The sequence below is a fragment of the Pseudomonas sp. 210_17 TE3656 genome (assembly GCF_054821965.1).
The window spans coordinates 2,083,119-2,107,248 of the sequence record NZ_JBTRBC010000001.1 but is presented as its reverse complement, the minus strand read 5'-3'; the positions used below and the strand labels follow the sequence as shown (position 1 = coordinate 2,107,248).

Sequence of the window (24,130 nt, the reverse complement as noted above, 5' to 3'; positions counted from 1 at the left end):
AGATCACCCTTGTGAGCACACCCAGCCAGTTTTCCCCCGATCACCCGGTGACCACCGGGCAACGCGTCCTCAGCGGTCGTGACCTCTGTTCCCTATGGTTTTCCCTGGGCATCGGTCTGATGGTCCTGCAGACCGGCGCCTTGCTCGGCCCCGGCCTGGGCCTGGCCAACGCCGTGCTGGCGATCATCATCGGTACCAGCGTGGGGGTCTTGCTGCTGGCGGCCGTTGGCGTCATCGGCAGCGATACCGGCCTGTCGTCCATGGCAGCCTTGCGGCGCAGTCTCGGTCGCGAAGGCGCCCGGCTGCCAGCGCTGCTCAACCTGCTGCAGCTGATTGGCTGGGGCTCGTTCGAAATCATTGTCATGCGTGATGCCGCCAGTCTGCTCGGTGCCCGCGCCTTCGGCGAAGGCAGTGCGCTGACCAGCCCCTTGCTGTGGACCTTGTGCTTCGGCGCCCTGGCAACCCTGCTGGCGGTCAGCGGGCCGCTGACCTTCGTGCGCAAGATCCTGCGCAAATGGGGCATCTGGCTGTTGCTCGGGGCCTGCCTGTGGCTGACCTGGAACCTGTTTACCAAGGCCGATCTCGCCGCCCTGTGGGCGCGTGCCGGTGATGGCTCGATGTCGCTGGCGGTGGGTATCGACATCGCCATTGCTATGCCGTTGTCGTGGCTGCCGTTGATTGCCGACTATTCCCGCTTCAGCCGCCATGGCAGCCGGGTGTTTTTCGGTACGGCGCTGGGGTATTTTGTCGGCAACGTGTGGATGATGAGTCTGGGTGTGGCCTATACCCTGGCCTTCGCGCCGGCGGGCGAGGTCAATACCTTGCTGTTGGCGCTGGCCGGTGCCGGTATCGGTATTCCATTGCTGCTGATTCTGCTCGATGAATCGGAAAAGGCCTTCGCCGATATCCATTCGGCGGCGGTATCAACCGGCCTGCTGATTCGCTTGAAAGTCGAGCATCTGGCATTGGCCATTGGTGTGCTGTGCACCTTGATCGCCTGCTTCGCGCCGCTGGCGCAGTACCAGAACTTCCTGCTGCTGATCGGCTCGGTGTTCGCCCCGCTGTTCGGCGTGGTGCTGGTCGATCATTTCGTCGTACGTCGCCGTCGCAGTGACGCCAGTCCGGTCCAGAGCCTGCACTGGCGCGCTCTGGTCGCCTGGGCCTGCGGCGTCGCCACCTACCATCTGCTGGCGCATTACGCTGCCGATCTCGGCTCGACCCTGCCGGCGTTGCTGCTGGCAGGGTGCGTGTACTGGGCGGCAGCGCCGTCGGTCAGCCGCGACCGGGAAACAACTCCGGCTTGATCACACCGTTCAGGCGCGGGTAGGGGATCTTCAGTTCGATGTGGCCCATGGAATACGGGGCGATGGCATACACTTCGTACTTGAGCACTACCGCGCCGTAGGTCAGGGCGATATGCGGGGTCTGGCGGAACGGCCAGGTTTTGACGAACTCGGCATCCTTGTCCATGCCGGTGCTGATCAGCCAGGCCCTGTGGGCTTCCTCGGCGGTCTTCCAGAACGTCGCTTCCTGGCCCGGCACCAGCATGTCCTGCAGGGTCAGGACCTTGTCCTGCTGACGCGAGTAGTTGATGAAACCACGCCCCGGCATGCCATGGGCGCCGCCGGTGTCCAGATAACTGGACAGTTCGATGATCACCAGTCCGTCATGCTGCTCGCGTACCTTGGCTTGCAGGTAGCTGCTGTTGCGGGTCTCGGCGGTGGCCATGAACTGGTCTTCGTAGGCCTTGAGCGAAGCGGGCAGGGCGCTGTGCTGGTTGTCCTGGGTCATTTGCAGCAAACGTTTTTCGACGATTGCGTCCAGTTTCGGGTTGGCCGGGAAGTGAATGGTGTCGATATTGACCAGCGGGCAATCGGCCGTGTTGCAACCGGGCTTGATGTGCTCCCAGCGGTCGCGCTTGACCTCCAGTGGCGTGCGCATGTTGGGCTGGAACAGGCTTTGACAAGCGCCCAGGACCAAGGCCAGCACGGCCACGGTAGTTAGTTTCACAAGCGTCATGATGATCCTTGTAAGGCAAAGGTGATCGGGCTTGGACCGTCGGCAAGGCCTTCAGTTCGCCACTAAGCTGAATATCAGCAGGCTGCCTATCCTCGCAGCCCGGCCTACAAGTTGAAAGGGGTGAAACGTGGCGGTGCGCAGGTTAGGATGGCGCGATGCAGTACACGAGGTTATGAGGATTTCCATGTCAGACACGCTGAAACCTGTGCCCACGGACGTCGAGATCGTCGAAAGGGTCAACTGCTTCAAGGGCTTCTACCAGCTTGATCGGGTTCGTTTGCGCCACGAGCTGTTCGCCGGGGGCATGGGGCGTGAGATCAGCCGTGAGCTGTTCGTTCGCCATGATGCCGTCTGTGTGCTGCCCTACGATCCTGTGCGGGATGAAGTGGTGCTGATCGAGCAGTTTCGCGTTGGCGCAATGGCCAAGGTCGCCAGCCCATGGTTGATTGAACTGGTCGCTGGTCTGATCGATAAAGATGAAGCGCCGGAAGAAGTTGCACACCGCGAAGCGCAGGAGGAAGCTGGGCTTGTGTTCAAAGCGCTGTGGCCGATGACCCGGTATTTCCCGTCACCTGGCGGCAGCGATGAGTTTGTTCACTTGTATCTGGGCCAGTGCAGCAGCGTTGGGGCGGGCGGCCTGCACGGGCTGGAGGAAGAGGGTGAAGACATTCGCGTCAAGGTCTGGGCGTTCGAGGATGCCTTGCAGGCCGTGCGCGATGGGCTGATTGCCAATGCGGCATGCATTATTGCCCTGCAATGGCTGGCCTTGAATCGAGATGAAGTCAGGGGGCTATGGTCGTGAATCTGTTGCGCGAACGCTACCGGGTCGATCTGGTCGGGTTGCAGGCTGCCTGCGAGGCCAACTATGCGCGTTTGATGCGCTTGTTGCCGGACATGCGCAGCACCATGAGTTCGCGCCGGATCGGTATGACCCAGGGTGACCAGATGCTCGGTGTGCTGGTTCTCGATGTGGTCCTCGCCTGTCCCTACACCACCACCCTGCGCGTGCGCCAGGAGCACAGCCTGCCATGGCTGCCGGTGCCACAGCTGGAAGTGCAGGTGTATCACGATGCACGCATGGCCGAAGTGGTCAGCGCCGAGCACGCCCGGCGTTTTCGCAGCATCTATCCTTACCCGAATGCGGCGATGCACCAGCCTGACGAAAAAGCCCAGCTCAATCTGTTCCTCGGTGAGTGGCTCAGTCACTGTCTGGCCTGTGGCCATGAGTTGGCTGCAGTTCGCTGAAATGTGACGGCGGTCGTTTTCGCGTATTTGCTCAAGCGCTGCTTGCCGCCATAATCGCGCTGAATCCTTTCAAGGAGTCGGCCCTTGCCGCAACAATCGATCCCGCATAGCGATGCACCCTTGTACCTAGTGCAACTGACTGACAGCCATCTGTTTGCCGACGGGCAGGGCACGCTGCTGGGCATGAACACCCGCGACAGCCTGCAGCGAGTGGTCGAACGAGTGCGTGAAGAACAGCCGCAGATCGATCTGCTGCTGGCAACTGGCGATTTGTCTCAGGATGGCAGCGAAGCCTCCTACGAATACTTTCGTGATTTGACGGCAGGCCTCGGGGCCCCGGCCCGCTGGCTCGCGGGTAACCATGACGAGCCTGTGCCGATGGAGCGCGTGGCGCAGGGCAGTGATCTGCTCAAGCCGCTGGTCGATATCGGTAACTGGCGCATCCTGATGCTTAATTCAGCGGTGCCGGGATCGGTGCCGGGCGTGCTCGATGAGCGCCAGTTGGCGATGCTCGAGCAGTCCCTGAAAGAAGCGCCCGAGCGTCATCATCTGATCTGTTTCCACCACCAGCCGGTACCCATCGGTTGCGCCTGGATGGCACCGATCGGCCTGCGCAATGCCGACGCACTGTTTGCCCTGCTGAACGGTTATCCACAGGTGCGGGCCTTGCTGTGGGGGCATGTACACCAGGAATGGGATGAGCGGCGTGACGGTCTACGGCTATTGGCCTCACCCTCCACCTGCATTCAGTTCGAGCCGGGCAGTGAGGATTTCAAGGTCGGTGAGCAGGCCCCCGGCTACCGCTGGTTGCGCTTGCATGGCGATGGCTCGATCGACACCGGAGTCTCGCGGGTAACCGGCTTCGCGTTCACGGTCGACTACGAAGGCGACGGCTATTAAGTGTTGCTGAATGGGTGAAACTGCTCCATCTGCCTTTGAACAGGCTAAAATGCGCGCTTTCCTGCCTGGCACCGTCAGGCGATTGAAGTGCACCGGGGGCGGCATGTCGGGTTCGATTCTCTATATACACGGGTTCAACAGCGCGCCCTCGTCCAAGAAAGCCTGCCAATTGATTGCAGTGATGGAGCAGATCGGCCTGGGCGAACGCCTGCGGGTGCCAGCGCTGCACCATCACCCGCGCCAGGCCATGGCCCAGCTAGAGGCCGCGATTGCCGAGCTCGAAGCGCCATTACTGGTCGGCAGCTCGCTCGGCGGCTACTATGCCACCCACCTGGCCGAGCGCCACGGGCTAAAAGCATTGCTGATCAACCCGGCGGTCAACCCGCACCGGCGTTTCGATGGCTTTCTGGGCACTCAGCAGAACCACTACACCGGTGAGTCCTGGGAGCTGACCCTCGATCATGTGCAGGCCCTGGCCGAGCTCGAGGTGGCGCCGCCTACGGATGCCGGGCGCTATCAGGTCTGGCTGCAAACCGCCGATGAAACCCTGGACTACCGCCAGGCCGAACAGTTCTACCGGGCCTGCGCACTGCGCATCCAGGCCGGTGGCGATCACAGCTTTCAGGGCTTCGCCGAGCGCCTGCCAGCCTTGTTGAGCTTTGCTGGCATTGCGCCACAGCAGTATCAAACGCTCGATTTTTCTGTATTTTGATGACTTATTTTCACCCACGACTGACGACGAGTACCCATGGCCATTCCCAGCGCTAGTGCCTATAACGCAGACGCCATCGAAGTCCTCTCGGGCCTTGACCCGGTGCGCAAACGCCCGGGCATGTACACCGACACCAGCCGGCCGAACCACCTGGCCCAGGAAGTCATCGACAACAGTGTCGACGAAGCCCTGGCCGGGCACGCCAAGTCGGTGCAGGTGATCCTGCACGCCGACCATTCGCTGGAAGTGTCCGATGACGGTCGCGGCATGCCCGTGGACATCCACCCGGAAGAGGGGGTTTCCGGGGTCGAACTGATCCTCACCAAGCTGCACGCCGGCGGCAAGTTCTCCAACAAGAACTACCAGTTCTCTGGTGGTCTGCACGGCGTGGGTATTTCCGTGGTCAACGCCTTGTCCAGCCAGGTGCGGGTCAAGGTCAAGCGCGATGGCAACGAGTACCAGATGACCTTCGCCGACGGCTACAAGGCCACCGAGCTGGAAGTCGTCGGTACAGTTGGCAAGCGCAACACCGGCACCAGCGTGTATTTCGCGCCGGACCCGAAGTATTTCGATTCACCGAAGTTTTCCATCAGCCGCCTCAAGCACGTGCTCAAGGCCAAAGCGGTCTTGTGCCCGGGCCTGCTGGTCAGCTTCGAAGACAAGGCCAGCGGCGAAAAAGTCGAATGGCACTATGAAGACGGTCTGCGTTCCTACCTGGTCGACTCGGTCAGCGAGTTCCTGCGCCTGCCCGACGAGCCGTTCTGCGGCAGCCTGGCCGGCAACAAGGAGGCCGTCGACTGGGCCCTGCTGTGGTTGCCCGAAGGCGGCGACAGCGTCCAGGAAAGCTACGTCAACCTGATTCCTACGGCTCAGGGCGGCACGCACGTCAACGGCCTGCGCCAGGGCCTGCTCGATGCCATGCGCGAGTTCTGCGAGTTCCGCAATCTGTTGCCACGCGGGGTCAAGCTGGCACCTGAAGACGTCTGGGAGCGCATCACCTTCGTGCTCTCGATGAAAATGCAGGAACCGCAGTTCTCCGGGCAGACCAAAGAGCGCTTGTCGTCCCGCGAAGCGGCGGCGTTCGTCTCTGGCGTGGTCAAGGATGCGTTCAGCCTGTGGCTCAACGCCCACCCAGAATTGGGTATGCAACTGGCTGAACTGGCGATCAACAACGCCGGGCGCCGTCTCAAGGCCAGCAAGAAGGTCGAGCGCAAGCGTGTCACCCAGGGGCCGGCATTGCCGGGCAAACTGGCTGACTGCGCAGGGCAGGATCCGATGCGTGCCGAGCTGTTCCTGGTCGAGGGTGACTCGGCAGGCGGTTCGGCCAAGCAGGCGCGCGACAAGGAGTTTCAGGCGATCCTGCCGCTGCGCGGCAAGATCCTCAATACCTGGGAGGTCGACGGCGGTGAAGTCCTGGCCAGCCAGGAGGTGCACAACATCGCCGTGGCGATCGGCGTCGATCCTGGCGCTGCCGACATGAGCCAGCTGCGCTACGGCAAGATCTGCATCCTCGCCGACGCCGACTCCGACGGTCTGCACATTGCCACCTTGCTTTGCGCACTGTTCGTCCAGCATTTCCGTCCGCTGGTCGAGGCCGGTCACGTCTACGTGGCCATGCCGCCGCTGTACCGCATCGACCTGGGCAAGGAAATCTACTACGCCCTCGATGAAGCCGAGCGTGATGGCATCCTCGATCGCCTGGTCGCCGAGAAGAAGCGCGGCAAGCCGCAGGTCACGCGATTCAAAGGCCTGGGTGAAATGAACCCGCCGCAGCTGCGTGAAACCACCATGGATCCGAACACCCGCCGTCTGGTCCAGTTGACTCTGGACGATCTGGACGGCACCCGCGAAATCATGGACATGCTGCTGGCCAAAAAGCGTGCCGGTGACCGCAAGAACTGGCTGGAGTCCAAAGGCAACCTGGCCGAGGTCCTGGCTTGATTCGTTCACTCCTGGCAGCAGTGCTTGGCGTTTTTGCCCTGTCATTGCAGGCCGCGCCGTGGCCGGAATTGAAGTTTGTCGCCGAGTACCCGGTCGAGGGCATGCGCGGCGGCAACCTGTCGGGCCTGGCGCTGTGCAAGGGTGAGCTATGGACGGTGTCAGACCGCGATGACGAGCTGATTTACCGGCTCAATACCCAGGCGCCGGTATGGCAGGCCGAATCGGTGCCGGTGGCGGCGCCGCCGGTGCCGGAAAGCGGCTTGCCCTGGGGGATTCGTTCGCGGACCTGGGCAGTCGGCAAGGTTCGTGGCGGCGATCTGGATTTCGAAGGCATCAGTTGTGATGCCGCCGGCAACCGCTACCTGGTCAGCGAGGCCCATGCTGGCGTGTTGCAGGTGCCGGTCGACGGCGAGCCGAACTGGCTGAAGATCGACCCGAGCATGGTGCGTCAGGCGCGGGCCAGCGGCATGCTCCTGCATTTCAACGCCCTGTTCGAGGGCCTGGCGGTGAGTCCGGCCGGTGATCGCATCTGGCTGGCGGCCGAGCGCGAGCGCCGCGGGCTGTTGCTGATCAATCGCCAGCAGACCATCTGGAATTGCGGCAATGGCTGTGTGCTGCTCAGTGAGGCCGGGGTCGAAATGCAGCCGCCGCAGATGCCCGGCGCGCGCGCGCTACCACGGGATTTTGCTGACCTGGCACTGTTCAACGACAAGCTGTTCACCCTGGAACGCAACGCCCATCGTATCTGTCGGCGCGACACGGCGAGCGCCAAGGTCGAGCGCTGCTGGTCGTACGCTGAAGGTGGCTTGACCGAGCCGCGTCTGTACGCCCAGCCATTTGGCCTGGCCGAGGCGCTGGTGATCGATGCTGAAGGCGCCTGGATCGGCTTGGACAACAATGGTGCAACCCGCAACGACGGCGAGTCGCGGCCGGTTGTCTGGCGTTTTGCCGCTCCAGCTGGCGGCTGGAGCAGTAAATCGTGAGTCAGCCTCCAGGCAAGCGTGCTGGCAGAGTACTGCTGGTCCTGGCCTGGGCGGCCGGATTGTTCCTGGCCACACGCTTTTTCGGTGATTGGGAGCAGCGTCAGGCCAACCCCAATGCACAGGTCCGCTCCCAGCACGGCGAAGGTTTTATCGAGGTGCAGCTGGCAGGTAACGGCCAGGGCCACTTTGTCGCCGATGGTCAGATCAATGGCCAGGCAGTACATTTTCTCCTCGATACCGGTGCCACCGACGTGGCAATTCCCGAACGGCTGGCCGCAACCCTTGATCTTGAGCGTGGTGCCCCGGTGATGCTGAGTACCGCCAATGGCCGGACCCAGGGCTATCGCACCCGCCTTGGCACGCTGCAACTGGGTGACATTCTGCTGCGCGAGGTGCGCGCCCTGGTGGTCCCAGGGCTGGATGGCGACCAGGTACTACTGGGCATGAGTGCCCTGAAACAACTCGAATTTACCCAGCGTGGTGGCACCTTGCTGCTGCGCCAGAACCTGAAATGATGAGGCCCGCATGAGCGACTCCCTTGATCTCAGCCTCGATGGCGTAGAGCGCCGGTCACTGGCTGACTTCACCGAACAGGCCTACCTCAACTACTCCATGTACGTGATCATGGACCGCGCCTTGCCGCATATCGGCGACGGCCTGAAGCCGGTGCAGCGACGTATCGTCTATGCCATGAGTGAACTGGGCCTGGACGCCGACTCCAAGCACAAGAAGTCGGCGCGTACAGTGGGTGACGTACTCGGCAAGTTCCACCCCCACGGCGACTCGGCGTGCTATGAAGCCATGGTGCTGATGGCCCAGCCGTTCAGCTACCGCTACACCCTGGTCGATGGCCAGGGCAACTGGGGTGCGCCGGACGATCCGAAATCGTTCGCCGCCATGCGTTATACCGAGGCGCGCCTGTCGCGCTACTCCGAAGTGCTGCTCAGCGAGCTGGGCCAAGGCACCGCCGACTGGGTACCGAACTTCGACGGTACCCTGGATGAACCTGCGGTACTGCCGGCACGTTTGCCGAATATCCTGCTCAACGGCACCACCGGTATCGCCGTGGGCATGGCCACCGACGTGCCGCCGCACAACCTGCGCGAAGTCGCCAGCGCCTGCGTGCGCCTGCTGGACGAGCCGAAAGCTACGGTCGAGCAGCTTTGCGAGCATATCCAGGGCCCGGATTACCCGACCGAAGCGGAGATCATCACCCCGCGCGCAGAACTGCTGAAAATTTACGAAAGCGGCCGCGGCTCGGTGCGCATGCGCGCGGTCTACCGCATTGAAGATGGCGATATCGTCGTCACGGCACTGCCGCATCAAGTTTCCGGGGCCAAGGTACTGGAGCAGATCGCCGCGCAGATGCAGGCCAAGAAGTTGCCGATGGTGGCAGACCTGCGCGATGAGTCGGACCACGAGAACCCGTGCCGCATTGTGATCATCGCCCGCTCCAACCGGGTTGACCTCGACGAGCTGATGCAGCACCTGTTCGCCACCACCGACCTTGAGTCCAGCTACCGGGTCAACGTCAACATTATCGGCCTGGATGGTCGTCCGCAGCTGAAGAACCTGCGTGCGCTGCTGGTCGAATGGCTTGAGTTCCGCGTACAGACCGTGCGCCGCCGCCTGCAATTCCGTCTGGACAAGGTCGAGCGCCGCCTGCACCTGCTCGAAGGTTTGCTGGTTGCGTTCCTCAACCTGGATGAAGTGATCCACATCATCCGTACCGAGGATCAGCCCAAAGCCGCGCTGATCGCGCGCTTCGACCTGACTGAAACCCAGGCCGAGTACATCCTCGAAACCCGCCTGCGCCAGCTGGCGCGGCTGGAAGAGATGAAGATCCGCAATGAGCAGGACGAGTTGGCCAAGGAGCAAGCCAAACTGATCGCGCTGCTGGGCAGCGAAAGCAAGCTGCGCAAACTGGTGCGTGCCGAGCTGATCAAGGATGCTGAAACCTACGGCGACAATCGTCGTTCGCCGATCGTCGAGCGTGCTGAAGCCAAGGCGCTGTCGGAAAATGAATTGATGCCGACCGAGCCGGTGACGGTGGTGCTGTCGGAAAAAGGCTGGGTACGTTGCGCCAAAGGCCATGATATCGACGCCACGGGCCTGTCCTATAAGGCCGGTGACGGTTTCAAAACCGCTGCCGCCGGGCGTTCCAATCAGTTTGCCGTGTTCATCGACACCACAGGACGCAGCTATTCGGTTGCCGCGCATACCTTGCCTTCGGCACGCGGCCAGGGCGAACCGCTGACCGGTCGTCTGACGCCGCCGCCGGGGGCGGGCTTCGAGTGTGTGCTGCTGCCTGAAGATGATGCGCTGTATGTAATCGCCTCCGACGCCGGCTACGGCTTCGTGGTCAAAGGCGAAGACCTGCAGGCCAAGAACAAGGCCGGCAAGGCGTTGCTCAGCCTTCCCAATGGTGCCAAGGTCATTGCCCCGCGCGCGGTGGCTGACCGCGAGCTGAACTGGCTGGCAGCGGTGACCACCGAAGGGCGTCTGTTGATCTTCAAGATCAGCGACCTGCCACAGCTGGGCAAAGGCAAGGGCAACAAGATCATCGGGATTCCCGGCGACCGGGTTGCCAGCCGTGAGGAGTTCGTCACCGATCTGGCGGTCATTGCCGATGGCGCCACTCTTGTGTTACAGGCCGGTAAGCGTACGCTGTCACTGAAGGCCGATGACCTTGAGCATTACAAAGGGGAGCGTGGCCGTCGAGGTAATAAACTGCCACGGGGCTTCCAGCGGGTTGATGCGTTGTTGGTGGAAAATCCCGTATAAGCCGGGACAGAGGCTGCGAATGGGTAAATTAGCGCCCGTTCGTGGTTGAAACACTGGAGTCGTGCCGCTATTTCGCGGATGATAGGGCCCTTGCGGTGCCAGCGTAGCTGTGTGCCCGAATGAATCTATATGAGTATCACTGCGGTTTGCCTTGTGGCGACCGCCTGGATGGGATGATGAAATTTCTGCGCCTTCCGTTTGTTCTGCTGATGAGTGGCGTGCTCGGTCTGGCCGGTTGCAGCATGCACCAGCCGGTATCCCTGTATCAGCTCGACAGTGGTGAGCCTGGCCAACCCAAGCAAAGCGCGGGCATGGCTGTCGTGCTCGGCCCGGTCTCGGTCGCCGACTATCTGCAGCGCGAGACTCTGCTGCAGCGTCAGTCCGATGGCAGCCTGACCGCAGCGACCGATGGCCGCTGGGCTGGCAGCCTGTCGGCAGATATCGATCAGTTGCTGGTCCGTCAGCTGGCCTGGCGCCTGGACAGCCAGCGCGTAGTGCTGGCACCGGCTAATACCGGCTTCACGCCGGATGTGCAGGTCCTTCTGTCGATTACCCGTCTGGACTCCGGCACTAACCAACCGGCGATTCTGGATGCCCAGTGGCGTTTGCTTGATCGCCGTGGCCAGGTCCGGGACAACCGCATTGTTCATCTGGAACAACAGCACCAGGGTAGCTCGGCCGCGCAGGTTCAGGCCCAGGGGCAGTTGCTGCAAAAGCTCGCTGAGCAGTTGAGCATTGCCCTCAAGCCTTTGGCCAACCAGCCTCCAATCGTTGAAGAGACGCCGAAGAAGGCTGCGCCGGTGCAGGTGCGTAAAGAGCCGGAGAAGCCGAAGATTCCTCTGGCGACGCCAATTCGTACCGATCTGGAAGTGTTCCGCTTCTAAGCAAGAAGCCACAAAAAAGCCCGCAGCGATGCGGGCTTTTTTGTGGCTGTGGTATTGAGGTTGCTATCGCGGGGCAAGCCCGCTCCCACAGTGGGAGCGGGCTTGCCCCGCGATCAATGCATAAAGATCAACCCTTGACCCGACGCTCATGCATCCGCGCCAGCTGGCGCTCCAGCATCGACGGGTAAGGCTCCATCAGGCGCTCGACGCAGCAGGCACCCTCGGGGCTGGCAATCGGACGGATACGGGCGCGCTGACGGATCAAGCTGTCGTCGCTGATCTTGCGTTCAACCAGCAGCAGGTTACGGCTGTGTTGCGACAGGGCCAGGGCATCCTGGGCCTTCTCGGTCAACAGCAGGTCGATCTGGTTCAGGCCGTGCAGGTCTTCACCCAGGGTCAGGCCCAGCTGCAGCTGCAAGGTGATGCCACTGTCGGCCACTTCGATCTGCAGGGCATGCCCAAGGGCGCGCAACAGCTCGCCACAGCAAATGGCATTGGTGAGGTAGTCCTCGCCACTGTCCTGGCTGTGGAACAGCATCAGGGTGCTGCCGTCGTTGAGGGTGTGTACTTCGCTTTCATAAAGCGATGCGGCCTGGTCAAGGCAGTCGCGATAGCGCTCCAGCAACTCGGTCAGGCGGGTGCGCGGCAGGCGCCGAAGTTGCTCCTGGGAGCCTAGCTGCACAGCCAGTACCGCACTGGCCTGGGGCTCGCGATTGACGGCTTGCGGGGCAGGGCGCGGGGCGCTGTGCGTTTCGTCGTCGATCAGGTCGGCAAATGCGTCATCGTTGTCGTCGTCGGCAGTTACCGGCTTGCTGATCTTGGCCACAGCAGGTGCTTCGTCAAAACTCGGGTCGCGCAGGTTACGAACTTCGAACTCGGGTTCGTCTTCGTCCAGCTCTTCGGGCTCCGGCTCGACTTCGCGCGGCGGTGGGGCGAAGCGGGTGTGCAGCTGGCGGGCCAGGTCACCGATCTCATCCTGGCGGTCAGTGGCCGGGGTGAACTCGTTGATGTCACGTAGCCACACCCGCAGCTGCAGCAGCGGGGTAGAGATGAAGCGCCCCAGGCGCAAGCTCATGGCCAGGGCCAGGGCCAGCAGGATACCGGCGAGAATGCCCATGCTCTGCAGGCTGATGGTCAGCGGCTGCTGGAACTGGCTCATGTCCAGGCTGATGCGCAGTTGCCCGGCGGTCACGTCCTGGAAGGTGATCTTGGTCTGGTACAGGCCTTCGGCCTCACCCAGCAGGCCGTTTTTCGGGCGCTGACCGGCTTCGGCGAGGATCCGGTTGTCGACGCTGTAGATCGCCGCATGGGCCACCAGCGGGTTTTTCACCAGGTTGCCCAGCAGCACATTGAGGCTGAGGATGTCGTTGGACACCAGCAGCTCGGTCGCCGAGGTAGCGGTCTGCGTGGTCAGGCTCTGCCCCAGGGCGTCGGCTTGTTCATGCATGGCCTGCTTGAATTGCAATCCCATCACGCAGGCATAAATCACCAGCGCCAGTGCTACCAGCAGCACGTTATGGCAGGCGATACGCAGCGCAAGCGGCACACGGCGCTGGCGCAGAGCATGAAATATCAGCAGGAAGAAGTTGTCGGTTTTAACGGGCGTGGGCCGGTTCACAGAGCGCGGCTCTTTATGTCGGAGAAGTTGCTGCGCAGTATAGCGAGCGCTCATGGACCGGCAAAGCATCGGCTGCACCCGATGGTCAGCGAAAATCGGTAGAATGTGCTTTTTTCCACGAGTCGGAGCCCGTTTTGCGCGAAATCGTTCTGATTAACATCACAGGTGAAGACCGTCCGGGTCTTACTGCGGCCATCACCGGCGTTCTGGCCCAGGGTGGTGTGAACATCCTCGACATTGGTCAGGCGGTGATTCACGACACCCTGTCTTTTGGCATTCTGGTGGAAATCCCGGATACCGATAAGGCCTCATCGGTGCTGAAGAATATTCAGGCTGCGGGCAACGAACTCGATCAACAGGTCCGCTTCACGCCGGTTTCCGAAGCCGATTACCAGAGCTGGGTTGAAGGCCAGGGTAAAGCGCGTCACATCGTGACCTTGCTGACCCGCAAGGTGACTGCCGAACAATTGCAGCGGGTCAGTTCGATTACCGCCAAGTACGGGCTGAACATCGACCATATCGACCGCCTTTCCGGCCGTGTGGCCCTGGATACGCCGGTCGAGCAGGGCAAGGGTTGCATCGAGTTTTCGGTCCGTGGCGAGCCGGCCGATCCGCAAGCTTTGCGTGCCGAGTTCCTCAGTGTGGCTCAGGAGCTGAACGTCGACATCGCCTTCCAGCAGGACTCGCTGTTCCGTCGCAACCGCCGTCTGGCGGTGTTCGATATGGACTCGACCCTGATCGAGGCCGAAGTGATCGACGAGTTGGCCAAGGCCGCTGGCGTGGGTGAACAGGTGTCGGAAATCACCGAACGCGCCATGCGTGGTGAGCTGGACTTCCGTGCCAGCTTCAAAGAGCGTCTGGCCTTGCTCAAGGGCCTGGATGTTGGCGTGCTCGACGAGATCGGTGCTTCGCTGCGCCTGACCGAGGGCGCCGAGACCCTGTTTGCCGAGCTCAAGCGTCTGGGCTACAAAACCGCGATCCTGTCTGGCGGTTTCACTTACTTCGCCAAGCAACTGCAGGCCAAGCTGGGCATCGACTATGTCTTTGCCAACGAGCTGGAAGTGGTTGACGGTAAAGTCACCGGCGTTGCGGTTGAGCCGATCGTCGATGCCCAGCGCAAGGCTGACCTGCTGGGTGAGCTGGCGCGCAAGGAAGGCTTGCAGATGGAGCAGACCATTGCAGTAGGTGACGGCGCAAACGACCTGCCGATGCTGGCCATCGCCGGTCTGGGCGTGGCGTTCCGTGCCAAGCCGTTGGTCAAGCAGTCGGCCAAACAGGCGATTTCGACGCTGGGTCTGGACGGTGTGCTGTACCTGCTGGGCTTCCGCGATCGCGACGGCCGTAGCTAAACACAAGGCATAAAAAAGCCCGCATCGCTGCGGGCTTTTTCATTTTCAGGCCTGGGCAGGCAGCGCCAGACGCTGGCCCATGCTCACCGCCGAACCGGCACCGAGTTCTTCGGCCCATTTGACCTGCTCAGGTCCAAACAGCACGACGGCCGTCGAACCCAGCTTGAAGCGACCCAGTTCCGCACCTTTTTCCAGGTGGATCGGCGCGCGGCTGGCTTCGTCGTAGCGGAAGGTCTTCAGTTCACGCTTCGGTGGCGTCACCAGGCCAGCCCAGACGGTTTCGATCGACGCGACGATCATTGCGCCAACCAGCACCACAGCCATCGGCCCGCGCTCGGTATCGAACAGGCAGACCACGCGTTCGTTGCGGGCAAACAGCTCCGGTACGTTTTCGGCGGTGGTCTGGTTGACCGAGAACAGTCGACCCGGCACATAGATCATTTCGCGCAGGGTACCGGCCAGTGGCATGTGCACCCGGTGGTAGTCCTTCGGTGACAGGTAGATGGTGGCGAATTCGCCGCCCATGAACGGCGCAGCATTGGCCGGATCGCCGCCCAGCAGTTCAAGCGCGCTGAAGCTGTGGCCTTTGGCCTGGAAAATGCGACCGTGCTCGATCGGGCCCAGTTGGCTGACCGCACCGTCGGCCGGGCAGAGGACTGCGCCCGGAGTCTCGTCTAGCGGACGTGCACCGGGTTTCAAGGCGCGGGTGAAGAAGGCGTTGAAGTGCTCGTAAGCGGTGACGTCCTCGACCAGGGCCTGGGACATATCGACCTGGTAGCGCTTGGCGAACCAGCTGGTGAAGGCATTCTTGAACCAGCGCACGCGGCATTCGGCAATGCAGCCGGCCAGACGCGACAGCAGGTGATGAGGCAGCAGGTACTGACTGATGATGAACAAGCGGGATTTCATTAGGTTTCCTTAAACTTCAACAGGGGTGTCGGGGTGGTTGCCCCATTCGCCCCAGGATCCGGCATAGGCTTTGACCCGAGGGTAGCCCAGATGCTTGGCCACCAGGTAGGTAAAGCCGGAGCGGTGATGAGTCTGGCAGTGGGTAACCACTTCCTTGTCTTTGCTGATGCCCAGCTGTTCGAGGATCTCGGGCATGTCCTTGCGGATGCGCAGGGCATTGTTCATGTCCATGCCAGCAGTCCATTCGAAATTGACCGCGCCGGGAATGTGCCCGCCCTTGGCGGCCAGGACTTTCTCACCGCGGTATTCAGCGGGGCTGCGTGCATCCCAGATCGCCAGGTCGGCGGCGCCGATGCGGCTTTGCAGGTATTCACGGGTTGCCGTGGGTTCTTCGTGCAGGGTCAGGCTGACCGTACCGCTGGCAGCGGCCGGTACGTCGGTGCTGAGGGTGCTCGCTGGCCACGCTTGCGCACCACCGTTGAGGTAGTGGTAACGCGTGTGGCCGATGACATCCAGCAACCAGATGAAACGCCCGGCCCAGCCGCCGCCTTCGTCGTCATAGACCACGTAGACCGCATTGGCGTTGTGGCCGAGTTCGGCAAACAGTTTTTCCAGGTCAGCTTTGGCCGGCAGCAGGCCCGGCGCAGGGGGTTGGCCCAGCTGGGTACGCTTCGGGTCGACAAAGCGAGCCCCCGGAATGTGCCCGCTGTTATAGCGGTTGACGCTGGTCAGATCCACCAGGATCAACTCCGGTACATCAAGCCGGGCTTGCAGGTCAGCCGGTTCGATTACCAGGGGCAAGCCAGAAAAGTCAGTCATCCAGAGTCTCCAGAGCAGAACAGAGGGGGCGATTGTAGCGCATGGGTCAGGCGCTGCGGGTGCTGAAGGCGGTCAAGGCGCGCTCGATACATTGCGCGGTCTTGGCAAAGGCCTGCACGCTGATGTCAGCCAGCGGTTTTGCACCCTGGTCGGCGATCAGCAGCATCACTACGCGGCCATTGCTCGACAGCGAGCGCAACAGCAGGTGTTCGCTGCGAAACAATGCGCGCAAGTGGGCCGGAAGCAGTGCCGAGAATTGTGCGTGATTTTCGGGGGTCAGGCGCAGTTGCGCCGACGCGCTCAACAGGCGCTGAAGCAGTTTGCTCTGTTCAACAGGCAAAACCAGGCCAGCCGCTTCTGGCGCCAGTCCGGCAATCTGATGAACCCGCAGCTGAGTCTGGGTCTTGTCGGTCATCAGCAGCATGACCCGCTGCATGCCACAGGCGACCAAGGCATCTCGGGCCAGGGTCGTCAGGTGAATGGCATTGCTGAACGGGCTGGGCTCGACCAGTAGCTCGGCGCACAGCTTGCGCCAGGTGCCCAGGGCCTGGGCCGAGGGCGGCGGCGGGGCGATCAGCCCCTGGTGCAGGCGCCGTTGATGCCAGGGCCAGAGCAGGGCTTCGGCCGGGTGAAACAGGTCATGGCAGGCATGGTGGCGGGCGCTGATGACCGCTTGTTGGTGCACCAGCTGTTGCACATCATCCAGTGAGGTCTGCAGGTACAGGCTGGTGAGCAGTTGCCAGCGTCGAACATGGGCGTTGGTCCAGCCAACTTGTGCCGCCAGTGCCAGGCCGTTGGCCAAGAGTACGGTGTTGGCGGGCTGATTGAACCAGCGGCGCAGGTTCGGGTTGTCGTCCAGACGCTGCTGTTGGCGCAGGTTGTTTCGATCACGGGCGATGTGCAGTGCCTTGGCCAGCAAACGCCGCTCTTCCTGCAGCAGGTGATAGCCGCGCGTGACCCACTCCGGCAGGCGCCAGTGTTCGGCTAATGCCTGGCACAAGCTGAGCAGCCGTACCCCGAACAGCTCCAGTTCTACCTGCGGTGCCGATTCGCCCTTGTGCACCACGCGCAGTTCCCAGTCTTCAAGCAGCTTGGGAAAGGTCAGGGCCAGTGGCCATAAAGGCGACAGGAACAACAGGCTGCCCCAGTGTATTTCCTGCCAGAGCCGCGCCAGGCGGCTGGCGAACAGGCCGTTGGCCTGCTGGCTGGCATGTTGGCTGACCAGCTGCAATTGGCGCAAGGTTGGCGCAATTTCACCCTCGGGGAGCGCCGGCAAGCGCTCCAACAGCGCTGAGGTGCGTGCCAGTCCCAGGCGATTGAGGGCGACTTCCAGGCTTTCGGCGGGTTCGCCGATGCTGGCATGGGTGTGATGGTTGGCCTCGCGCATGACGCTGAGTACCAGCGCCGGGCTGTCCTGCATCACCTCGGCAATGTCGCGCAGCGAGCTGCGGTTGTCGGCAATGCTGGCTTTTACCCGCTCGTAGCTGGCCAGCGGAACCGGCAGGCGAACGCTATCGAGTAGTTTGACCCAGGCATCGAGTGTTTTTGGTATTTGATCTGGCACGATGGTTTCAATAGGTATGCTGGAGGGGCCGAACTGGCTTTTCGCCGTGACTGACTATAGTCTGGCGCAGATCTGCCGATAAGTAGAAGAAGAGTTTTATTAACTTCCGCTCACGACCCTGACCACGACAGTAAGTGCTTTCTATCTATGGCTAAAATTATCGGCATCATCGTCGTATTCGCGAGTGTGCTCGGCGGATATGTTCTATCCCACGGCAAAATTGCCGCGCTGATTCAGCCCTTCGAGGTGTTGATCATCGGTGGCGCGGCCTTTGGTGCGTTCCTGCAGGCGAACCCCGGTTACATGACCATGCATGTAATCAAGAAGTCGCTGAAGATGTTTGGTACGCGCTTTACCCATACCTTCTATATCGAGGTGCTCGGGCTGGTCTACGAGATCCTCAACAAGAGCCGGCGCGAAGGCATGATGGCGATTGAAGCCGATATCGAAGACGCCGCCTCCAGCCCGATTTTTGCCAAGTACCCCGCTGTGCTCGGTGACGAGCGCATGACTGCGTTCATCTGCGACTACCTGCGCATCATGTCCACCGGCAACATGGCTCCGCATGAGCTCGAAGGCCTGTTCGACATGGAGCTGCTGAGCATGAAGGAAGAGCTCGAACACCCGTCCCATGCCGTGACCGGTATCGCCGACGGTATGCCAGGCTTCGGTATTGTTGCGGCGGTACTGGGGATCGTGGTGACCATGGCCTCGCTGGGCGATGGCGACCAGAAATCCATCGGCCTGCACGTGGGTGCGGCGCTGGTCGGTACCTTCTTCGGTATTCTCGCGGCGTACGGTTTCTTTGGCCCGCTGGCTACTGCCTTGCGTCAGGATGCCCGGGAAGAGCTCAACGTCTATGAAGCCATCAAGGCTTCGCTGGTAGCCTCGGCTTCCGGTATGCCGCCGTCGCTGGCTGTGGAATTTGGACGCAAGGTGCTGTTCCCAGCCCACCGTCCGAGCTTCGCCGAGCTGGAACAAGCGGTTCGCGGACGCTGAGTCATGGAGAACAACCAGCCCATTATCGTCAAACGCGTCAAACGCTTTGGCGACGGCCACCATGGTGGCGCCTGGAAGATCGCCTTCGCCGACTTCGCTACGGCGATGATGGCGTTCTTCCTGGTGCTCTGGCTGCTGTCGACGGCCACGCCGGAGCAGAAGATCGCCATTGCCGGCTACTTCAAGGACCCGATCGGTTTTTCCGAAAGCGGCACGCCCTACGTTATTGACCTGGGGGGCTCGCCACAACTTGCTCCGGAAAAGACCATCAACCCGGAAGTGAAGTCCGAGCCGACCCCGGACACCAGTATCCAGCTGGGCCAGGACAAGGTTGAAAGCATGGCCGAGCAGGTTGAGCGCGAGCGTCTCGAGTTGCTCTTGCAGGAATTGCAGAACAAGGTCGAAGAAAACCCGCAGCTGCAGAAGTTCAAGGACCAGATCCTCTTCGAAATTACCCAGGATGGTCTGCGCATCCAGATCATGGATGCTGAAAACCGGCCCATGTTCGACCTGGGCAGCGCCCGCTTGCAGCCGTACTTCGAAGATATCCTGCTGGCCATGGCCGACACCATCAAGGCGGTGCCGAACAAGATCAGTATCAGCGGCCATACCGATGCCAAGCCGTATGCAGGCACCGGTGAGTTCGGTAACTGGGAACTGTCGGCCAACCGTGCCAACGCGGCGCGGCGCGCCCTGGTTGCCGGTGGCTACCCGGATACGCAGGTTGCACGGGTGGTCGGTTACGCCTCGTCATCGTTGTTTGACCGGGCGAACCCGCTCAACCCGGTCAACCGGCGCATCGACATCATTGTCCTGACCAAGAAGGCCCAGCGGACCCTTGAAGGCGAGCAGCCAGCTGCGCCAGACGCCAATGCGCCGGCTCCAGCGCCTGCAGTGCCGGCCCCGGCGCCCGAGGCCGAGCCGATGCAGCCGCGCGAGCTGCGCCAGAAGCTGAACATCTTCGAGGATGGTGTGTTGAAGATGGATGAGAGCAAGGAGTAATCCTGTGTTCTGACCACAACGCCCGTGAGCAGCGATGCTCGCGGGCGTTGTGCTTTGTGGGAGGGTTCAGAAGCCGCGGCGGATCTTGGCCTTCAGGTCGGCGTGAAAGAAGCCGGCGTTCAGACGGTTGGTGGCGTCGGCGCCAGCTTCTTCTTTGGTGATCGAACGTTTGAAGGTCTGTTCGTCATGGTAGGCGAGGACGAACAGGTCGATATGCTCGCGTGAGCTCATGATCGGCCACTTGTCCAGGTAGTCAGGCAGTGTGCTCTCTGCGCATTGGAACAGCGTCACCCGACGATTGCTGAGGGTGGCGGCGCCAAGCTGGAAGGGCACCCACCAGGTATCGGCGTTCTCTTCGGATAGCACGCTGATCAGGTGCGTACAGCTGCTGATGTTGCTACAGACCAGGCCGCTGATGTCGTCGCCGGTCTGCCCGGCGTCGCCATCGAACAGATCAAGGTGAGTAGCAATGCCTTCGAGCTTCAGGCGTTCGCTGATGATGTAGGCATCCAGGCGTTGCGGGTGGCGATAGCTGATAACGACTGGCATCAGGCGGGCCCTCCTGGTGCACAGGCTGGGTGGCGGGTACCTAAGGATCGAATTGTCATTGTTGATTCCTTTCATACTCAGAGCATGGAGTTGATTCGCTTGGTCGTGGCGAATCTGAAAGGTGACAATCAATGAAAGCTTTTATGACGGCAAGGGACGACCAGCGTTAAAGAAGGGTCCTACCTTGCTTGGTAAATTTTCCTGCAGGGATGTCCTACGAGGCAGCAAAGTGAGGCCCATTGCGAGCCTCACGCGGTATTTCAGTAGCTGTCTTCAGGCAGGCTGGCAATGATCGAGCGGTAGCTGTTCATCCGCTGCTGCTGGACACGACCGTCTTCCAGGGCCTTGAGCAACGCGCAACCGGGCTCGCGATCATGCTTGCAGTCACGGAAGCGGCAGGTGCCGATCAGGTCGTTGAACTCGATGAAACCGGCTTCGACATCGGCACGGCTGACGTGACCCAGGCCAAATTCGCGAATACCCGGGGAGTCGATCAGCTCACCGCCGCCCGGGAAGTGGTACAGGCGTGCGGTCGTGGTGGTGTGCGTACCCTGGCCGGACCACTCCGACAGATCGCCGACCCGGGTCTGCACCTCGGGCAGCAGGCTGTTGACCAGCGACGACTTGCCGACCCCCGACTGACCAACGAAGACGCTGATATGGCCATCCAGGCGTGCCTGCAACTGCTGCATGCCATCGCCGTGATGGGCCGAAACCTCCAGCAATGGATAACCCAGCTGCCGGTACACGGCCAGCAGCGCGTTGAGCGCCGGGGCGTTCTGTTCGTTGATCAGGTCGGCTTTGTTCAGCAACAGCAGCGGGTGAATGCCGGCGTGTTCGGCGGCTACCAGGTAGCGGTCGATCAGGTTGGCATGCGGTTCCGGCGCCGGGGCGAAGACGATCACGATCAGATCGACGTTGGCCGCCACTGGCTTGAGCTGGCCACGGCTATCGGGGCGGCACAGCTCGGTGTTGCGCGGCATTTGCGCGACGATTACGCCGATACCCTGGTTGCCCGCGCGCCACACCACGCGGTCGCCGGTTACCAGCGCAGGCAGGTTGGCGCGCAAGTGGCAACGGAACACCTGGCCGGCGTCTTCGCCGTCCTGGGCCTCGACTTCGACCTGCACGCCAAAGTGGGCGATCACCAGACCAAGTTGCTCGGGGCCCAGGTCACCGCCTTCGAGCTCCTGCAGGGTCTGTTTTTCGCGTTTGGCGGCGCGGGCAGCGCGTTCACCCTGGATTTTTTCGATCCGCCAGTTTTGGCGGCGATTGAGCTGGCGTTTGGCCATGAAGGTTCCGTGTTCGGCATGCATTATTAAACGGCGAGGAGTTTAGCACGCTCCACTAGGCTAAACTGCGCACCTACCGAGGAGCAGAATCATGCAGAACCCACAGAACCTGATCTGGATCGACCTGGAAATGACCGGTCTGGATCCGGACCACGACGTCATTATCGAAATGGCCACCATCGTTACTGACAGCGACCTCAACACCTTGGCCGAAGGGCCGGTGATCGCCATTCACCACAGTGACGAGGTGCTGGCGCGCATGGACGAGTGGAACACCCGTACCCATGGCGCTTCCGGCCTGACCCAGCGGGTCAAGGACAGCAAGGTCAGCATGGCCGAAGCCGAAGCGCAGACCATTGCCTTCCTGGAGCAGTGGGTACCGAAAGGCAAGTCGCCGATCTGTGGCAACAGCATCTGCCAGGATCGCCGTTTCCTCTACCGTCACATGCGTGGCCTGGAAAACTACTTCCACTACCGCAACCTGGATGTCTCGACCCTCAAAGAGCTGGCGGCACGCTGGGCACCTGAGGTGCGCGACAGTTTCAAGAAGGGCGGCACGCACCTGGCGCTGGACGATATTCGCGAATCGATCAACGAACTGCGTCACTATCGCGAGCACTTCATCAAGTTCTGATCGCCTTGCCGCACGGTTGTACAGACAATCCGTGCGGCGCCCCCTTTTGGTGCCTGAGGCAACTGGTTAGACTGCGCGCCCCATTGCACGGATCTGCGCCATGTTGTTGATGCTCTACCTCATTGCAATCACTGCTGAAGCCATGACTGGCGCGCTGTCTGCCGGGCGCCGCGGCATGGACTGGTTCGGTGTGGTGCTGATTGCCTGCATCACCGCCCTGGGTGGCGGTTCAGTGCGCGATGTGTTGCTGGGGCATTACCCGCTGACCTGGGTCAAGCACCCGGAATACCTGGTGCTGACCAGCTTTGCCGCGCTTATGACCATCTTCATTGCGCCCTTGATGCGTCACCTGCGCTCCTTGTTCCTGGTGCTTGATGCGCTGGGGCTGGTCGCTTTTACCCTGATCGGCTGCATGACCGCCCTGGAGATGGGGCAGGGCATGTTGGTGGCGTCTATCAGCGGGGTGATCACCGGGGTGTTTGGCGGCATTCTCCGGGATATTTTCTGTAACGATATTCCGCTGATCTTCCGCCGTGAGCTGTATGCGAGCGTGTCTTTTGCGGCGGCCTGGTTCTATCTGGGTTGTGTCTACTTCAAGGTACCCGGCGAGCAGGCGATTCTGCTGACCTTGTTTGGCGGCTTTCTGCTGCGCTTGCTGGCGATTCGTTTCCACTGGGAAATGCCGAAGTTTCATTACAACGACGAGCATTGATCAGGGCTGTACCGGCCTCATCGCCGGCAAGGCCGGCTCCCACAATTTCTGTGCCCACCAAACCCTGTGGGAGCTGGCCTTGCCAGCGATGGCCGCGCCGCGAAATCAGCTGGCTTGCCGCGCGGCATGTTGCTTCAGTGCCCACTCCACATGCTCGCGCACCAGCTCCGAAGGGTAGTCCTGGCGGGCTTTAAGTGCCTCCAGTACCTGGATTGTCGACGGCGCATTCCCCAACCCCACCGCCAGGTTGCGCAGCCAGCGCTCATAGCCGGCGCGCCGCAGCGGCGAGCCTTCCGTACTGTCGAGAAAGGTCTGTTCATCCCACATGAACAACTCCGCCAATCCCGCGCTGTCGAGGCCATGCCGGGGCTTGAAGTCGCTCTCGCCGGTGGGCCTGGCAAAGCGGTTCCATGGACAGACGATCTGGCAGTCATCGCAACCGAACACCCGGTTGCCGATCAGCGCGCGCAGCTCTTCAGGGATGGCGCTTTTCAGCTCGATGGTCAGGTACGAGATGCAGCGTCGGGCATCGAGCAAGTAAGGGCCGACAAAGGCCTGGGTGGGGCAGATGTCCAGGCAGGCCGTGCAACGCCCGCAGTGTTCGCTGACCTGGGGCGGATCGACAGGCAGCGGCAGGTCGACAAACAGTTCGGCGAGAAAGAAGTAGCTGCCCGCCTTGCGGTTGAGCAGCAGCGTGTTCTTGCCAATCCAGCCCAGGCCGGCCTGCTCGGCGATGGCCTTCTCCAGCACCGGCGCACTGTCAACGAAGGCGCGAAAGCCGAAGGGACCGATTTCTTTCTGGATGCGCTCGGCCAGGTGCTGCACGCGCTTGCGAATCAGCTTGTGGTAGTCACGACCCAGGGCGTAACGGGAGATGTAGGCTTTTTCCGGCTGGGCCAGTTGCTGGGCCATGCGCGTGTCGCCTGGCAGGTAGTCCATGCGCAGGGACACCACGCGCAGGGTGCCGGGCACCAGTTGCTCGGGGTGCGAGCGTTTGCTGCCATGCGCGCCCATGTAGTCCATTTCACCGTGATAGCCCGCCTGCAGCCAACGCTCCAGGTGTTGCTCGTGCTCGCCCAGCTCCACCCCGGCGATGCCGACATGGGCAAAGCCGAGTTCTTTGCCCCAATCCTTGATTGATTGGGCCAGTGCGGGAAGATCGGGGGTGGCAGCAGGCATGGGAAATAAGGCAACGCAGACTCAGGTGCGTATAAT

Annotated in this window: 23 protein-coding genes; 15 read left to right on the top strand and 8 right to left on the bottom strand. The window is 61.7% G+C overall.

Features of this window, described 5'->3' with window-relative positions:
* Positions 1–11 precede the first annotated feature (11 nt).
* Positions 12–1,304, top strand: a complete 1,293-nt coding sequence (gene cytX / locus ACVI9W_RS09985; protein WP_461529908.1) for a putative hydroxymethylpyrimidine transporter CytX — start codon at positions 12–14, stop codon at positions 1,302–1,304.
* On the opposite strand, the gene ACVI9W_RS09980 is transcribed toward cytX, so the two are convergent.
* Positions 1,273–2,019, bottom strand: a complete 747-nt coding sequence (locus ACVI9W_RS09980) for an RsiV family protein (protein WP_461529907.1) — start codon at positions 2,017–2,019, stop codon at positions 1,273–1,275. The genes cytX and ACVI9W_RS09980 overlap by 32 nt on opposite strands.
* Positions 2,020–2,203: 184 nt before the next feature.
* On the opposite strand from ACVI9W_RS09980, the gene ACVI9W_RS09975 reads away from it, so the two are divergent.
* From ACVI9W_RS09975 to ACVI9W_RS09935, 9 genes are all read left to right on the top strand, one after another.
* Entirely contained in the window at positions 2,204–2,821 is a 618-nt protein-coding gene (locus tag ACVI9W_RS09975; protein WP_461529906.1) for an NUDIX domain-containing protein, read from the top strand.
* Complete coding sequence (locus ACVI9W_RS09970) at positions 2,812–3,264, top strand: DUF1249 domain-containing protein (RefSeq protein WP_038615250.1); 453 nt, start codon at positions 2,812–2,814, stop codon at positions 3,262–3,264. The genes ACVI9W_RS09975 and ACVI9W_RS09970 overlap by 10 nt, the downstream gene beginning before the upstream one ends.
* A gap of 84 nt (positions 3,265–3,348) precedes the next feature.
* The gene (gene cpdA, locus ACVI9W_RS09965) at positions 3,349–4,164 is read left to right on the top strand and encodes a 3',5'-cyclic-AMP phosphodiesterase (RefSeq protein WP_461529905.1); all 816 of its coding nucleotides are present in this window, start codon (positions 3,349–3,351) and stop codon (positions 4,162–4,164) included.
* 103 nt (positions 4,165–4,267) lie between these two features.
* Complete coding sequence (locus ACVI9W_RS09960; protein ID WP_422416917.1) at positions 4,268–4,876, top strand: YqiA/YcfP family alpha/beta fold hydrolase; 609 nt, start codon at positions 4,268–4,270, stop codon at positions 4,874–4,876.
* Between the two features lie 36 nt (positions 4,877–4,912).
* The gene (gene parE, locus ACVI9W_RS09955; RefSeq protein WP_422416910.1) at positions 4,913–6,817 is read left to right on the top strand and encodes a DNA topoisomerase IV subunit B; all 1,905 of its coding nucleotides are present in this window, start codon (positions 4,913–4,915) and stop codon (positions 6,815–6,817) included.
* Entirely contained in the window at positions 6,814–7,800 is a 987-nt protein-coding gene (locus ACVI9W_RS09950) for an esterase-like activity of phytase family protein (protein WP_461529904.1), read from the top strand. The genes parE and ACVI9W_RS09950 overlap by 4 nt, the downstream gene beginning before the upstream one ends.
* The gene (locus ACVI9W_RS09945) at positions 7,797–8,315 is read left to right on the top strand and encodes a retropepsin-like aspartic protease family protein (protein ID WP_191830706.1); all 519 of its coding nucleotides are present in this window, start codon (positions 7,797–7,799) and stop codon (positions 8,313–8,315) included. The genes ACVI9W_RS09950 and ACVI9W_RS09945 overlap by 4 nt, the downstream gene beginning before the upstream one ends.
* Before the next feature lie 10 nt (positions 8,316–8,325).
* Positions 8,326–10,584, top strand: a complete 2,259-nt coding sequence (gene parC, locus ACVI9W_RS09940; RefSeq protein ID WP_038615241.1) for a DNA topoisomerase IV subunit A — start codon at positions 8,326–8,328, stop codon at positions 10,582–10,584.
* 176 nt (positions 10,585–10,760) lie between these two features.
* Positions 10,761–11,468: a PqiC family protein gene (locus tag ACVI9W_RS09935; RefSeq protein WP_075226601.1), complete on the top strand. Its 708-nt coding sequence runs from the start codon at positions 10,761–10,763 to the stop codon at positions 11,466–11,468.
* Between the two features lie 127 nt (positions 11,469–11,595).
* Here the strand turns inward: ACVI9W_RS09935 and ACVI9W_RS09930 are convergent, their stop codons facing one another.
* On the bottom strand, positions 11,596–13,086 hold the full coding sequence (locus tag ACVI9W_RS09930) for a histidine kinase (RefSeq protein WP_342623469.1): 1,491 nt from the start codon (positions 13,084–13,086) through the stop codon (positions 11,596–11,598).
* A 134-nt stretch (positions 13,087–13,220) separates the two neighbouring features.
* Between ACVI9W_RS09930 and serB the strand changes: the two genes are divergently transcribed.
* Positions 13,221–14,435: a phosphoserine phosphatase SerB gene (gene serB, locus ACVI9W_RS09925; protein ID WP_038615235.1), complete on the top strand. Its 1,215-nt coding sequence runs from the start codon at positions 13,221–13,223 to the stop codon at positions 14,433–14,435.
* Between the two features lie 45 nt (positions 14,436–14,480).
* On the opposite strand, the gene asd is transcribed toward serB, so the two are convergent.
* Genes asd through ACVI9W_RS09910 form a run of 3 tightly spaced genes read right to left on the bottom strand, consistent with a single transcriptional unit; the run spans position 14,481 to position 17,745 of the window.
* Positions 14,481–15,344: an archaetidylserine decarboxylase gene (asd, locus tag ACVI9W_RS09920; protein ID WP_038615233.1), complete on the bottom strand. Its 864-nt coding sequence runs from the start codon at positions 15,342–15,344 to the stop codon at positions 14,481–14,483.
* A gap of 9 nt (positions 15,345–15,353) precedes the next feature.
* On the bottom strand, positions 15,354–16,163 hold the full coding sequence (locus ACVI9W_RS09915; RefSeq protein WP_461529903.1) for a rhodanese-like domain-containing protein: 810 nt from the start codon (positions 16,161–16,163) through the stop codon (positions 15,354–15,356).
* Positions 16,164–16,209: 46 nt separating this feature from the next.
* The gene (locus ACVI9W_RS09910; RefSeq protein WP_461531813.1) at positions 16,210–17,745 is read right to left on the bottom strand and encodes an HDOD domain-containing protein; all 1,536 of its coding nucleotides are present in this window, start codon (positions 17,743–17,745) and stop codon (positions 16,210–16,212) included.
* 129 nt (positions 17,746–17,874) lie between these two features.
* Between ACVI9W_RS09910 and motA the strand changes: the two genes are divergently transcribed.
* Entirely contained in the window at positions 17,875–18,726 is an 852-nt protein-coding gene (gene motA / locus ACVI9W_RS09905; protein ID WP_038615227.1) for a flagellar motor stator protein MotA, read from the top strand.
* Between the two features lie 3 nt (positions 18,727–18,729).
* Positions 18,730–19,728: a flagellar motor protein MotB gene (gene motB / locus ACVI9W_RS09900; protein WP_461529902.1), complete on the top strand. Its 999-nt coding sequence runs from the start codon at positions 18,730–18,732 to the stop codon at positions 19,726–19,728.
* Between the two features lie 66 nt (positions 19,729–19,794).
* On the opposite strand, the gene ACVI9W_RS09895 is transcribed toward motB, so the two are convergent.
* Both ACVI9W_RS09895 and rsgA read right to left on the bottom strand, forming a co-directional pair.
* Complete coding sequence (locus tag ACVI9W_RS09895; protein ID WP_461529901.1) at positions 19,795–20,277, bottom strand: TIR domain-containing protein; 483 nt, start codon at positions 20,275–20,277, stop codon at positions 19,795–19,797.
* A 260-nt stretch (positions 20,278–20,537) separates the two neighbouring features.
* Complete coding sequence (rsgA, locus tag ACVI9W_RS09890) at positions 20,538–21,569, bottom strand: small ribosomal subunit biogenesis GTPase RsgA (protein WP_038616993.1); 1,032 nt, start codon at positions 21,567–21,569, stop codon at positions 20,538–20,540.
* A 91-nt stretch (positions 21,570–21,660) separates the two neighbouring features.
* Between rsgA and orn the strand changes: the two genes are divergently transcribed.
* Positions 21,661–22,203, top strand: coding sequence for an oligoribonuclease (gene orn, locus ACVI9W_RS09885; RefSeq protein WP_038615221.1), 543 nt, complete (start codon positions 21,661–21,663; stop codon positions 22,201–22,203).
* Between the two features lie 100 nt (positions 22,204–22,303).
* Positions 22,304–22,915: a trimeric intracellular cation channel family protein gene (locus ACVI9W_RS09880; protein ID WP_028945669.1), complete on the top strand. Its 612-nt coding sequence runs from the start codon at positions 22,304–22,306 to the stop codon at positions 22,913–22,915.
* 105 nt (positions 22,916–23,020) lie between these two features.
* Here the strand turns inward: ACVI9W_RS09880 and queG are convergent, their stop codons facing one another.
* Positions 23,021–24,094, bottom strand: a complete 1,074-nt coding sequence (queG, locus tag ACVI9W_RS09875; RefSeq protein WP_461529900.1) for a tRNA epoxyqueuosine(34) reductase QueG — start codon at positions 24,092–24,094, stop codon at positions 23,021–23,023.
* Positions 24,095–24,130: the final 36 nt, after the last annotated feature.

Bases quoted from the DNA above. Each gene is read 5' to 3' on its own strand.
- ACVI9W_RS09980 (WP_461529907.1), bottom strand. From the start codon at position 2,019: ATGACGCTTGTGAAACTAACTACCGTGGCCGTGCTGGCCTTGGTCCTG.
- ACVI9W_RS09975 (WP_461529906.1), top strand. From the start codon at position 2,204: ATGTCAGACACGCTGAAACCTGTGCCCACGGACGTCGAGATCGTCGAA.
- ACVI9W_RS09970 (WP_038615250.1), top strand. From the start codon at position 2,812: ATGGTCGTGAATCTGTTGCGCGAACGCTACCGGGTCGATCTGGTCGGG.
- ACVI9W_RS09960 (WP_422416917.1), top strand. From the start codon at position 4,268: ATGTCGGGTTCGATTCTCTATATACACGGGTTCAACAGCGCGCCCTCG.
- parE (WP_422416910.1), top strand. From the start codon at position 4,913: ATGGCCATTCCCAGCGCTAGTGCCTATAACGCAGACGCCATCGAAGTC.
- parC (WP_038615241.1), top strand. From the start codon at position 8,326: ATGAGCGACTCCCTTGATCTCAGCCTCGATGGCGTAGAGCGCCGGTCA.
- ACVI9W_RS09935 (WP_075226601.1), top strand. From the start codon at position 10,761: ATGAAATTTCTGCGCCTTCCGTTTGTTCTGCTGATGAGTGGCGTGCTC.
- asd (WP_038615233.1), bottom strand. From the start codon at position 15,344: ATGAAATCCCGCTTGTTCATCATCAGTCAGTACCTGCTGCCTCATCAC.
- ACVI9W_RS09915 (WP_461529903.1), bottom strand. From the start codon at position 16,163: ATGACTGACTTTTCTGGCTTGCCCCTGGTAATCGAACCGGCTGACCTG.
- motA (WP_038615227.1), top strand. From the start codon at position 17,875: ATGGCTAAAATTATCGGCATCATCGTCGTATTCGCGAGTGTGCTCGGC.
- motB (WP_461529902.1), top strand. From the start codon at position 18,730: ATGGAGAACAACCAGCCCATTATCGTCAAACGCGTCAAACGCTTTGGC.
- ACVI9W_RS09895 (WP_461529901.1), bottom strand. From the start codon at position 20,277: ATGCCAGTCGTTATCAGCTATCGCCACCCGCAACGCCTGGATGCCTAC.
- rsgA (WP_038616993.1), bottom strand. From the start codon at position 21,569: ATGGCCAAACGCCAGCTCAATCGCCGCCAAAACTGGCGGATCGAAAAA.
- orn (WP_038615221.1), top strand. From the start codon at position 21,661: ATGCAGAACCCACAGAACCTGATCTGGATCGACCTGGAAATGACCGGT.
- ACVI9W_RS09880 (WP_028945669.1), top strand. From the start codon at position 22,304: ATGTTGTTGATGCTCTACCTCATTGCAATCACTGCTGAAGCCATGACT.
- queG (WP_461529900.1), bottom strand. From the start codon at position 24,094: ATGCCTGCTGCCACCCCCGATCTTCCCGCACTGGCCCAATCAATCAAG.